This window comes from Acinetobacter sp. 161(2023), assembly GCF_037027805.1.
Lineage (GTDB): Bacteria > Pseudomonadota > Gammaproteobacteria > Pseudomonadales > Moraxellaceae > Acinetobacter.
The window spans coordinates 89,547-101,636 of the sequence record NZ_JAZEYD010000009.1; the positions used below are offsets into that span (position 1 = coordinate 89,547).

The 12,090-nt window shown below is 35.7% G+C and carries 10 protein-coding genes; 5 read left to right on the plus strand and 5 right to left on the minus strand.

The window, feature by feature from the left end:
* The first annotated feature begins 506 nt into the window (after positions 1 to 506).
* Positions 507 to 2,711 carry a TonB-dependent siderophore receptor gene (locus WA249_RS10480; RefSeq protein WP_336168530.1) on the plus strand — a complete coding sequence of 735 codons (2,205 nt, stop codon included), beginning with the start codon at positions 507 to 509 and terminating at the stop codon, positions 2,709 to 2,711.
* Positions 2,712 to 2,766: 55 nt separating this feature from the next.
* Here the strand turns inward: WA249_RS10480 and WA249_RS10485 are convergent, their stop codons facing one another.
* Complete coding sequence (locus WA249_RS10485) at positions 2,767 to 4,185, minus strand: aspartate ammonia-lyase (RefSeq protein ID WP_192835877.1); 1,419 nt, start codon at positions 4,183 to 4,185, stop codon at positions 2,767 to 2,769.
* Between the two features lie 413 nt (positions 4,186 to 4,598).
* Here WA249_RS10485 and WA249_RS10490 point away from each other — a divergent pair, with 413 nt between their 5' ends.
* The 4 genes from WA249_RS10490 (at position 4,599) to WA249_RS10505 (ending at position 7,688) form a co-directional block, all read left to right on the plus strand.
* Positions 4,599 to 4,781, plus strand: coding sequence for a hypothetical protein (locus tag WA249_RS10490; RefSeq protein ID WP_336168535.1), 183 nt, complete (start codon positions 4,599 to 4,601; stop codon positions 4,779 to 4,781).
* Between the two features lie 111 nt (positions 4,782 to 4,892).
* Positions 4,893 to 5,114: a hypothetical protein gene (locus WA249_RS10495; protein WP_080645707.1), complete on the plus strand. Its 222-nt coding sequence runs from the start codon at positions 4,893 to 4,895 to the stop codon at positions 5,112 to 5,114.
* 545 nt (positions 5,115 to 5,659) lie between these two features.
* Positions 5,660 to 6,553 carry a LysR substrate-binding domain-containing protein gene (locus tag WA249_RS10500; protein ID WP_336168536.1) on the plus strand — a complete coding sequence of 298 codons (894 nt, stop codon included), beginning with the start codon at positions 5,660 to 5,662 and terminating at the stop codon, positions 6,551 to 6,553.
* Between the two features lie 241 nt (positions 6,554 to 6,794).
* On the plus strand, positions 6,795 to 7,688 hold the full coding sequence (locus WA249_RS10505) for a LysR family transcriptional regulator (RefSeq protein ID WP_003651675.1): 894 nt from the start codon (positions 6,795 to 6,797) through the stop codon (positions 7,686 to 7,688).
* 47 nt (positions 7,689 to 7,735) lie between these two features.
* Here WA249_RS10505 and WA249_RS10510 read toward each other — a convergent pair whose 3' ends face one another.
* The 4 genes from WA249_RS10510 to WA249_RS10525 all read right to left on the minus strand — a co-directional run bounded on the left by WA249_RS10510 (position 7,736) and on the right by WA249_RS10525 (position 11,846).
* Complete coding sequence (locus WA249_RS10510) at positions 7,736 to 8,908, minus strand: thiolase family protein (RefSeq protein WP_336168538.1); 1,173 nt, start codon at positions 8,906 to 8,908, stop codon at positions 7,736 to 7,738.
* A gap of 65 nt (positions 8,909 to 8,973) precedes the next feature.
* A complete protein-coding gene (locus tag WA249_RS10515; protein ID WP_336168540.1) occupies positions 8,974 to 10,383 on the minus strand; it encodes a short-chain fatty acid transporter in 1,410 nt (469 codons plus the stop codon).
* 115 nt (positions 10,384 to 10,498) lie between these two features.
* Positions 10,499 to 11,140 (minus strand): 3-oxoacid CoA-transferase subunit B, encoded by a 642-nt coding sequence (locus WA249_RS10520; RefSeq protein WP_004642758.1) that lies wholly within the window; start codon positions 11,138 to 11,140, stop codon positions 10,499 to 10,501.
* A gap of 1 nt (position 11,141) precedes the next feature.
* Positions 11,142 to 11,846: a CoA transferase subunit A gene (locus tag WA249_RS10525; RefSeq protein ID WP_016138175.1), complete on the minus strand. Its 705-nt coding sequence runs from the start codon at positions 11,844 to 11,846 to the stop codon at positions 11,142 to 11,144.
* Between the last annotated feature and the right edge of the window lie 244 nt (positions 11,847 to 12,090).

Consider the following 12,090-nt stretch of genomic DNA (forward strand, 5'->3'; position numbering starts at 1 on the left):
CAGAAAAAAATAGAAATTTTCAGATGTACTGAACAGGAAATAGAATGAATCTTTAGATATCACTCAATCCTGAGTACTTTCTTAGAATTCCTCTCCATTCATTTTTTATAATTTTAAATTTCCATTCTAGTGATTCTATGATCTTTTGTTCGATTTAAAGATATTTTTATCGATAATCGAACAATTCCTTAATTTAGTGAGTTGATCAATGCACCATAAACTTTATTTAAAATCAAACATCTAATTTATTAACCATATTCGTTATTGTATTCCTCCTTGGTCTAGACCTATTTCTGAGCTTAGTTTTATTTTGACTATTTGGTAATACTTAAAAAGTTATAGTCCTAATTTCAAAGAAAATAAACGATATTCATATAATGATGACGCTTTATTACACAAAATTTACTTGATCTAAAAATTATATAATTTGTTGTTTCTCGATATTTGTCACTGTATTCTTGCGTGGCTAAAAATAGGCTCAGTAGTTACTTCTAGCGCTTCAAATTATGCACGGTATGGCAGGTAGTTATTCAATGGAAAGACGTTCGTTAAATCTTCACTTCATGACATGCTCTAAAACAGTATTGGCTTCATCTATTGCACTCATAACATCTGTCGTTTATGCAAATGAAGCGGAGGTTTCGCAGCTCCCAACGATTACCGTGAATGCCACTCAAAACTCTAACGATTTGTATTCCTCAAAAAAAGTTGATTTATCTGGTTTTCAAACAGGCGATGTAAAGAAAGTTCCTGCATCTATTACCACCATTACTTCTGAGCGCCTAGCAGATCAACATGCAAAAACGCTAACTGATGTTATTAAAAATGATCCATCGTTGGGAGATGGCTACGCTGCTATTGGCTACTATCCAAACTTTGTAGCACGTGGTTTTGCCCTCGATTTAGGCTCTAGTTATCTCATTAACGGCCATACCATACGTGGCGAGCAAAATGTAGCTTTAGAAAATAAAGAGCAAGTTGAGATTTTAAAAGGTATTTCTGCGATTCAAAGTGGCATGTCGACTCCTGGCGGTGTTGTTAACTATGTAACTAAAAGACCTGCCGATATTAAAACTATTACGGTCGATGCAAATTCAGAAGGTGGTTATACACTTGCAACAGATGTAGGCGGCTTTTTAAATGATAATTTTGGCTATCGAATAAATTTAGCGCATGAAAGTATTCACCCAAATGTTGATCATGCAAATGGTAAGCGTGAGTTTGGTTCAGTTGCTTTAGACTGGAAAATTAATGATCGCTCTAAATTACTGTTTGATATTGAAGCACAGCATCAAAGCCAACGCTCAGTACCGGGTTATCAACTGCTTGATGGACAAGAAGTACCAACAAATGTAGATCAAGACCGTTTATTGGGTTATCAGTCTTGGAGTAAACCGGTTGTAAATAACAGTATAAATGTGAGTTTAAAATATCAGTATGCATTTAACGATCAATGGAATGGTAGCTTAAGTGCATCGCAAAGTCGTGTTGTGATTGATGATAATAGTGCTTTCCCATGGGGATGTTATAACGATATTTGTGAATATTCTGGTTTAGGCAATACTTTTGATAAACACGGTAATTATGATATTTACGATTTCCGTAGCCCAGATGACACGCGAATTACCAACCAGTTTTCTGCTGGTTTAAATGGACAGTTCAATACTGGCAACATTCAGCATCAAGTTGCTTTCGAATTACAACGTACTTATAAAACCTTAAAGCACCATACACCTCTGAATGTAGCGGTAGGAACAGGCAATATCTATCAAGATACGGTTGACTACAGTCCATCATCAGACAGCTTAGGCGATCGTTACAAAGCCCTAGAAAGTGATCAGACTGCACTTACTGTATCTGACCGAGTTCAATTTAACGATCAATGGTCAACGTTATTGGGTGGGAAGCTTATTCATCTTGATGAGCAAGCCTATAAGTCAGATGGACAGCAAAGCCGAGACACCGATTTAAATAAGTTCTTACCGCAATTAGCGCTCATGTATAGCCCAACTGCTAAAACTAATCTTTATGCTTCATATGCGAAAGGATTATCAGATGGTGGTGAAGCTCCATGGTTTGCTAATAATGCTCTAGAAGTTTTATCACCTAAAAATTCTGAACAATATGAAATTGGCGTTAAGCAACAAATACGCAACTTCCTGGTAACAGCAGCTATTTTTGATTTAAAACAAGACAATCAATATAGCAAAGTAAATGCAGATGGAACTTTCGATTTTATTGAACAAGGCGAACAACACAACCAAGGTGTTGAGTTAGGTTTAACGGGCGCTTTAACCGATACAGTTGACGTAAGCTCTGGCATAACCTACACCAAATCTCGTCTTATTGATATTGATAATGACAGCTACAAAGGTCATCAAACTCAAAATGTGCCGAAAGTCCGCGCAACTGCACAGTTATCTTATAGAGTACCTTCTGTTGAAGGATTAAGATTGCTCAGTGGTATGCAATACAGCAGCAGTAAATATGCAAATAAAGAGGGAACTGCAAAAGTAGGTGGCTATAGCGTCTTTAATATTGGTGCTGCCTATAAAACAAATTTTGCTGGGCATGACACTACTTTTAGATTCAATATTGATAACTTATTTAATAAGAAATATTGGCGTGATGTAGGGGCATTTATGGGTGATGACTATTTATTCTTAGGTAATCCACGTACAGCTCAGTTCTCTACAACTTTCAGTTTTTAAAGTATAGAATAAATAAAAAAGGAGCTTATAAAAGCTCCTTTTTTATTTTCAGGAATTAAGCCGACATTTTTGGTTTAACCATATTATTAATCGACAAGATCTCATCAAGCACTTGTGCTGATAATAAGCCTTCGTTCTGAACGAGTGCTAATACACTTTGTCCAGTTTCATTTGCAGTTTTAGCAATACGAGTTGTAGTTTCATAACCCAAATATGGGTTAAGTGCGGTCACAATACCAATTGAGTTTTCAACTAAAGCTTTACAATGCTCAGGGTTCGCCGTAATCGTATCAATACATTTACTTTGGAACATTGCCATCGCGTTACCAAGCAAATCCATAGATTCAAATAGTTTGAATGCAATAAGTGGTTCCATTGCATTTAACTGTAATTGACCAGCTTCAGCAGCTAAAGTTACAGCCAAATCATTTGCAATAATCTGGAAGCAAGCAAGGTTCATCGCTTCAGGAATAACTGGGTTTACTTTACCCGGCATGATTGAACTACCCGGTTGACGTGCTTCTAAGTTAATTTCATTGATACCAGTACGTGGGCCACTTGAAAGTAAACGCAAGTCATTGGCAATTTTTGAAAGTTTAGTTGCGGTACGTTTTAATAAACCAGATAAAAGAACAAAGTCACCCATATCTGAAGTTGCTTCGATTAGATCAGGGGCAGACTTAATTTTCTTACCAGAAATTTTTCCAAGCGCTTGAATCGCAAGTTCACGGTAACTATATTCAGTGGTAATTCCCGTACCAATCGCCGTACCGCCAAGGTTCATATAAGCTAAAACATTTGGAATAAGCGTATTAATTTGCTCAAGGTCTTTTTGTAAAGTTACTGCAAAAGCACCAAACTCTTGACCCAATGTCATTGGCACAGCATCTTGTAACTGAGTACGACCCATTTTTAAGATGTGAGCAAACTCTTGAGACTTGTTGCGGAAACTTAAGATTAAATTATTAAAAGGAAGGTTTAATTCATCTAAACTTAACAATAAGCCTAAACGGATTGCAGTAGGGTACACATCATTTGTTGACTGTGACATGTTAATGTCGTTATTTGGATGTAGATATTGATATTGGCCTTTAGAATGTCCCATATATTCTAAAGCAACATTCGCCAATACTTCATTTGCATTCATATTGGTTGAAGTACCAGCACCGCCTTGCATCATATCAATTGGGAACTGGTCGTGAAAATTACCGCGAATAAGTTGATTGCAGCTATATTCAATCGCTTCAAATTTAGTTTGATCTAAGCTTTTAAGATTATAGTTAGCTTCAGCACAAGCAAGTTTTACCATTGCTAAGGCTTTAATTAAATGAGGAAAATTTCCAACTTTGCTTTGAGTTAAGTTGAAGTTTTCTAGAGCACGTAATGTTTGAACTCCGTAATAATCATTATTATTGATTTCTCTATAACCAATAAGATCCTTCTCAATACGGGTGGTGATTTCAGCGTTCATCATTAAACTTCGAATTAGTAGAGTAGATGATTCATATTAGATTTCGAAATGCTTCACTTCTAATGCATTTATCAAGTTAATTATGCGTTTTTTGCATATCAAGTTTCTTTTTATCTAACCCTGAAAATTAAAAAACTTATTTCTTCTCCCATTAAATTTAAATTTTACTCTTTAAATTAATAGCTTATTGTTTAGATATATTTAACACAAAAAGTTATCTAATGAATTAAATGATCATTTAATTTGAAAAATAACTGTATGCAAAATTTTAGACTCATTAATTTAAGTGAAATATCAAGTAAGTTAATAAGATCTGCAATCCTAAAAGTGTAGCTTATCTAATAAATTTATATAAAAATGTGATGCATTTCACATAAAAAACACTATAATACGAAAAAATCTTAGTTTTTAAGTTTATGTTGAAAGTCACAGCTACATTAATTATTTTGGGTAGTTTTACATACTGTGTACTTTTTCAGGGTGAAGAGAAGAACGAGTCTAAAACTTCTCATCTGCTTAAAGAAGCAAAGCAGTCTATTGCATCTGCGGAAACTTCTGTAAACAAGGCAAATAGGATTGTAGCAATATCTTATAAGTAGCCACGATTACTCAGCTTAACTGTTTTATATTATCCATCAAAATATTGTTTTATCTAGATTTTATTAAATTTTAGATAAAAGACTGTATGTATAGAGACAAAATTCATGAGAATGAAGTTTATCGCCTATGATCCCAATTCTGGGGAAAAAGTAAGCTTAAAAGAGCATATCCATCACATGGATAAATACACCACTTATATTTTTTTTAGCGATGAAAAAGATAATATGGTATTTAATCCACAGAAAAAGCAAGTTTTTGAAATTACTCAATATACAGCGAATATGATGGTTGAAATTTCAAGAAAGCTATATTATCTGATTGGTGAATATTAGAAATTTAGTTCAGTTCAATCTTGAATAGATACTTTAGTAGAATAGTCAGGTTTATTTAGTTGAACTATACTGCAAATATATCGTCTGATTTGAATGAGTTCATTAGGTCAGAAAGCTTAAATCCTGAAATGATCAAATTAGCAACATTTTAGTTTTACAGTCCGTATTCTTCCCCAAGGTGCGGACTTTTTTTTATAAAAATTAAAACGTGATGAAATCATAAGATTATTTTTATTTTTTATTAAGGCTTAAGTGATCATTTACTTGAGTTATATCAACCTTACTTTTTGATTTAAAATAATTTTTAGAATAATAATTTTATATTTGTATGAGTTGTTGCGCTAAATGAAAGTCTTTTATTCTCTTACACTCTTTTCTATGTCAGAATTATTAAATACTTACTTTTATCGTTTGGCTTTGCCATCCTTCCATCGCATTTTTGCAGGTACTCCCATGTTTTATATATTTCATTCATCTATTCAGCTATTTATTCAGCTTCCCAAGCAGACAAATTAAGGACATAACTATAAAAAGGGAATGCAAAAATGAACTTAGAAGTACGTTGGGTAGAAGACCTTTTGACACTTGAACGAGAGCGTTCTATTTCAAAAGCAGCCGAAAAACGATTTATTAGCCAATCTGCTTTTACGCGTAGAATTCAGCAAATAGAAGAGATGATTGGAGCTGAAGTTATTATTAGAAATAATAAAAATAATATTGAATTTACAGACATTGGGCGAATTATGCTGGTCATGTCTAAAAATATTGAGAAGCAGGTAGAAGAAACAGCTAAGCTGATTAAAAACATCAAAAATGAAACCGAATCTACGATTCGTTTTTGTGTAGTCCACTCATTAGCATCTGGTTTTTTAACGACTTTTCTAAAAAAATTCCCAACGTTTATGCGTGATTTAAAAATCGAAATTGTCGCAACGAACAGTGGTGAGGGCTTATCTCTTTTAAAAGAAGGTGCCTGCGATTTTATGATTTGTTATGCAGATCGATCTCATATTAATCGTGTTGGTGATGATATTTTAAGTGGGATCAAGATTGCTGAAACAGAGATTGTTCCAGTGTCAGCTACCGAAGCAGATCATACACCTAAGCATACGATTCAGAATAGTTTTTCATTGCTTGCTTATAGTAAACATGCTTATTTGCGAAAATTGGTAGATCAACTGATTGAAGGTAAGTTGATCTATAAAACCTTATACGAGACTGATAATGCAACCAATTTGAAAGAGCTGGTATTGCAAGGTCTTGGCGTGGCATGGATTCCAAAAATTAATGTTGAGGAAGATCTTGCTAACGGAAAACTGGTCATGTTAGATCATCATGAGTATTGTCTTCCCCAAGATATTTATATTTTTAAAAATAATTTAAGTGATAACAAAGCAGTCCAGCAGATCTGGAAAGGTTTTCAAATTCAGCATGATTAAATTTTAAAATTTATAATGATATGAGCTGTATTCACTAGATTTATATACAAAGTAACCAAATAAAGAGGCTATGCTTTTGTCTTTATGATGAAAGGCTTTATAAAGCATTGCCGACGGTCTAGATTCTTTGTTAATTTAGACGATACATCAATAATTTAAAAACAGGTTTAGCATTCTCATCTAAACTATACCTGTTTTCAGTCCTTTTTGAATGGATTATTTGATCCAGACGGAGACAATTTTGTTTGATCTAGATAGTAGATTACTAAATATTTTTTATCATATTTATCGGTTTAAAAGCGTTTCAATGGCTGCTGATGCGATTGGCCTTACACAACCGAGTGTTAGTAATGGACTGAACAAAATCCGTCAGCATTTTAATGATCCACTTTTTATTCGTGTTGGAAATGAGATGATTCCAACCGAATTAGCGAAAGAAATCTTTCCACTCATTAGTGAAGTGATTGATAAGGTTGAAAGCATTAATAACTTTAGTGTGAACTTTGACCCGCTTACTTCGGATCAACTTTTTACAATTGCGATGACAGATGTATCTCATCTGGTTTTGTTGCCGCAACTAACAAACTATTTAAAAGAGAAGGCTCCTTTAATTCGTTTGAATATTCGGCCGATCACACCAGAAACTAGCTATCAAATGGCAAATGGTGAAATTGACCTCGCAATTGGCTTTTTACCCCAATTAGAAGAAGGCTTTTATCAGCAGAAATTTTTCAAACAACATTATGTTGTGATTAGCTCTAAGAGCCATCCTCGTTTAGATCCAAATAATTTTACTTTAGATGATTATATGCGTGAATATCATATTGATATTGATGCGGGAATCGGGCACTACCATATTAAAAATGAATTACAGAACAAAGGTTTGGATCGAAATATTCTAATTCGCTTGCCAAGTTATCTAGGGGTAGGATTGGTCGTTCAGGAAACAGATGCGATTGCAACGGTGCCGTATTATTTAAGCCAAGTCTTATTAGTTCGAGAAAATTTACAGATTTTACCAGCACCTCTAGACTTCCCAACTTATGATGTTAAACAGCATTGGCATATGTCTTGCCATCATAAAAGTAGTCATAAATGGTTCCGTCAAACCTGTTATGAACTTTTTAAAGTCTAAAAAAGAAGATGTAAGAAAAACACTTACATCTTCTATGCTCTTGATTTTTAAATTTCAATTGCGACAGCTGTAGCTTCACCGCCACCAATACATAGTGCAGCAACACCTTTCTTTTTACCTAGGCGTTTTAAAGCATAGATAAGAGAAAGAATAATTCTTGAGCCAGTTGCACCAATTGGGTGTCCTAAAGCACATGCTCCACCATGTACGTTGACTTTTGCTTCATCGATACCTAAATCATGAATTGGTGCCATTGCCACCATTGCAAAAGCTTCATTAATTTCCCAAGCATCTACTTCGTCAACAGACCAACCCGCACGCTCAAGTACTTTTTGAATTGCACTAATTGGAGCAATGGTAAATTCACTTGGATGCTGTGAGTGCGTAGAAGTTGCAACTATTTTTGCCAAAGTATTTAAACCATGGCTTTGAGCATATTCTTCTGTGGTAAGTACTAACGCAGCAGCACCATCAGAAATAGAACTAGAGTTTGCAGCTGTAATTGTACCGTCTTTACTAAAAGCAGGACGTAAAGTTGGAATCTTCTCAAGATTAGCTTTTAATGGTTGCTCATCTTGATCGATAACTTCCACACCTTTACGTGTTTTTACTTCAACAGGAACAATTTCTTCCTTGAAGTAACCTTCTGTAATCGCAGTTTGCGCTTTTTTAAGTGAAGAAATCGCGAAATTATCCATTTGTTCACGTGTAAAGCCTTTGGTGTTTGCCATATCTTGAGCAAAAGAACCCATTAGTCGGCCAGTTTCAGCATCTTCAAGACCATCTAAAAACATGTGGTCTTTAATTTCACCGTGACCCATACGGTAACCACCGCGAGCTTTAGGCAAAATATAAGGCGCATTGGTCATAGATTCCATACCACCCGCAACAATAATATTGGCACTACCAGCTTTTAAGGTGTCTGATGCCATTAATACGGCTTTCATGGCAGACCCACACAATTTATTAATGGTGACTGCACCCACATGATCAGGCACACCAGCTTTACGCATCGCCTGACGAGCAGGACCTTGACCAATACCTGCGCTCAATACGCAACCAAAAATAACTTCATCTACTTGCTCAGGTGCAACACCTGCACGTTGAATAGATTCACGAATTACAGCGGCGCCAAGTTCTGGTGCAGTTAAAGCGGATAGATTGCCTTGAAAACCGCCCATTGCAGTACGGCTACCTGAAACTATAACAATTGAACTCATCTTAATATCTCTTATTGATGTATTTGCTAAATTTGCCTTTAGCCGAAACTAAAGGCGCCAGTAAATTAAAAAGTGGGTGGGGTGTAGCTAAGCGTTCTTCCAAAGAACCACAATAAAAATAAAACTAACGGAAAATGAACAACGAGCTGAGTGACTGTAAAACCAATCACATCTTTTGCTTTTAGTTTTAAAATACCTAACATTGGTAGCATGAAGAATGGATTGATTAAATTTGGTAAAGCTTCGGCTGCATTATAAATTTGTACAGACCAGCCTAAATGAACTTTTAAATCATTTGCTGCTTGCATGACATATGGTGCTTCGATAATCCATTTTCCACCGCCAGAGGGTACAAAGAACCCAAGGATGGCAGAGTAAATTCCCATCACAATTGCGAAGGTTTCTTTTGATGCAATTGAAACGAAAAACTCGGCAACATAGTGCGACAGTGATAAATCTTGGCTGTTTAAAGCTTGTGTCATAATAAAAGCGATGCTTCCGTAAAGTGGAAACTGAATTAAGATGCCTGATACGGCTGGAACTGCTTTTGCAACAGCATTTAAGAAGTTTCGTGGTGTTCCATGTAATGCTAGACCAAGCATTAAAAACACAAAGTTGTATGTATTTAAGCTTGAAATAGCAATGATTGGATTACTTTTTGAAAATTCAAAAAACATCCAAATTACGCCTAAAGCAACCACAATAATCGTTAAAATAGGTGAGTTTTCTAACCAGTCGCCCGGACGCGTTGATTTCTCCTCATGTGGTTTGTCTTCTTCAAACTGAACGTCAAAACTATCAATCGTTTTAACATTATTACCTTTTGGAGCTGACCAATACGCGATTGCGATTGAAACAATCACCAAAATAATGGTCATTGCAATTGATTGCCAAAGAAAGATCGTTTCGGTAAATGGAATAACACCCGTAAGATTATAAATTGACTCTGGCAGACTGCTTTTATTTGCCTGAAGCTGTGCTGCCGAAGAGCTGATGCCAAGCGCCCAAGTTGCACCCATACCAATAATGGCCGCTGCTGCTGCAGCACGGTAATCCATATTCAACTCTTTACGTTTCGCTAATGCGATCACTAAAAGTGCAGTAAGAATTGTACTAACAGCCCAATTGACCAGTGAAATTAACAAACTAACTGTTGCAACCAAAACAATAGCACCACGTCCAGAATTTGGAATACGTGCCATTTTTTGAATCAGAAACTTTACTGGCTTAGAAACAGAAACGACATAACCTACAATAATCAGCATTGTCATTTGCAGGGTAAAGGGAATAAGACTCCAGAAACCATTACCAAAAGAAGTCGCTACATCGTGAATTGGGGCACCAATACTTAAAGCGGCAACTGACACGATAATGACGCCGAGTAGTGCAAAAATATATGAATCAGGAAACCATTTTTCAGACCAGTCACTAATCCGAAGAGCAAATCTTTCAAAAATTCCTTGCTGTTTTTCCATAGCTGAAAAATCCTTCTCGTTCTTATTTATAGACAGCACATCCGGTGCTTAAAAGGGTTAAGACTTAAGCTCACTTTCTAACTTAAGTCTTATATTTCTTACTAAAAATTTAATTTTATGCGACTAATGTTTTATAAAATTCGACGCCTGTAACAGCTTGAATCTGTTCAAGCGTGACATCCTTAGCAAGTTCAATCAGCTCTACACCTTGTGGAGTAATGTCCATTACACCTAGGTCAGTAATTACGCGATGAACCACACCTTTACCTGTTAAAGGCAAACTACAGTTTTTCACAATTTTTGGCGTACCATCTTTTGCACAGTGTTCCATAAGCACTACAACTTTTTGGACACCAACAACCAAGTCCATTGCGCCGCCCATACCTTTGACTTTCTTACCTGGAATCATCCAGTTAGCCAAGTCACCATTTTCAGAAACTTCCATTGCACCTAAAATAGCAATGTTTACATGGCCACCACGTATCATGGCAAAAGATGCTGAGCTTGAGAAAAAAGCAGCGCCTGGGCGAGCAGTAACCGTTTGTTTACCAGCATTAATTAAATCAGCATCAACCGTTTCTTCAGTCGGGAACTCGCCAATACCTAATAAACCATTTTCAGATTGAAGCCAAACATTAATATTTTCAGGAATATAGTTGGCAACTAGAGTAGGTAAGCCGATACCTAAATTGACATAAAAACCATCTTCAAGTTCTTTTGCAGCACGTTGTGCCATTTCATTGCGTGACCAAGCCATTTTATACTGCCTCCGTGCTTAAAGTTTTATGCTCAATGCGTTTTTCAGGTGATGCGTTAAGTACAATGCGGTTTACATAGATACCCGCTAAATGGATTTCATCCGGATCCAATTCACCAATTTCAACAACCTGTTCAACTTCTGCAATTGTAATTTTTCCAGCCATCGCACATTCAGGATTAAAATTCTGAGCAGTTTTACGGAACACCAAATTACCTGCTTTGTCTGCCTTATACGCTTTAACAAGCGCGATATCCGCAGTTAATGATTCTTCTAAAATGTAGTTTTTGCCTTTAAAAGTACGTTCTTCTTTACCTTCAGCAATGAGTGTACCTACACCAGTTTGAGTATAAAATGCGGGAATTCCTGCACCACCAGCACGTAACTTTTCAGCTAAAGTGCCTTGTGGGGTGAGTTCTACATCAAGTTCACCATTTAAATACTGACGCTCAAATTCTTTGTTTTCACCAACATAAGAAGAAATCATTTTTTTAATCTGTTTGGTTTGAAGTAAAATACCTAAGCCAAAGTCATCTACACCTGCGTTATTCGAAATACAAGTGAGACCAGTCACGCCACTTTGCTTAACTGCAACAATCAGTTTTTCAGGAATTCCGCATAAACCAAAACCGCCAACGGCAAGTGTTTGATTATCTGCAATAACATCTTTCAGTGCTGCCTCTGCATTGGCATAAACTTTATTCATTCTATTGTTATCCTATATCCCTTAGTAAGCTTAGTTTTAGCATTTCAATTTGTGTTATAGAAGTTAATTTTTTTAAAGGATTAATGAGTATAGTCAATGAATGCTATCAAATTAACAACAAAAAAACAGACGTATAAAACGCTAAAACCTTTAATAATTTGTTTTAAGATATTGAAAATGATATAAATTAATAAATTTAGCTTAAGCGTGCGCGTAGCTCACCCTAAAATGCAGTCTTTAATTT

Excerpts from the sequence above, each read along its gene's own strand:
- WA249_RS10480 (WP_336168530.1), top strand. The coding sequence starts at position 507 with ATGCACGGTATGGCAGGTAGTTATTCAATGGAAAGACGTTCGTTAAAT.
- WA249_RS10485 (WP_192835877.1), bottom strand. The coding sequence starts at position 4,185 with ATGATGAACGCTGAAATCACCACCCGTATTGAGAAGGATCTTATTGGT.
- WA249_RS10490 (WP_336168535.1), top strand. The coding sequence starts at position 4,599 with ATGTTGAAAGTCACAGCTACATTAATTATTTTGGGTAGTTTTACATAC.
- WA249_RS10495 (WP_080645707.1), top strand. The coding sequence starts at position 4,893 with ATGAAGTTTATCGCCTATGATCCCAATTCTGGGGAAAAAGTAAGCTTA.
- WA249_RS10500 (WP_336168536.1), top strand. The coding sequence starts at position 5,660 with ATGAACTTAGAAGTACGTTGGGTAGAAGACCTTTTGACACTTGAACGA.
- WA249_RS10510 (WP_336168538.1), bottom strand. The coding sequence starts at position 8,908 with ATGAGTTCAATTGTTATAGTTTCAGGTAGCCGTACTGCAATGGGCGGT.
- WA249_RS10515 (WP_336168540.1), bottom strand. The coding sequence starts at position 10,383 with ATGGAAAAACAGCAAGGAATTTTTGAAAGATTTGCTCTTCGGATTAGT.
- WA249_RS10520 (WP_004642758.1), bottom strand. The coding sequence starts at position 11,140 with ATGGCTTGGTCACGCAATGAAATGGCACAACGTGCTGCAAAAGAACTT.
- WA249_RS10525 (WP_016138175.1), bottom strand. The coding sequence starts at position 11,846 with ATGAATAAAGTTTATGCCAATGCAGAGGCAGCACTGAAAGATGTTATT.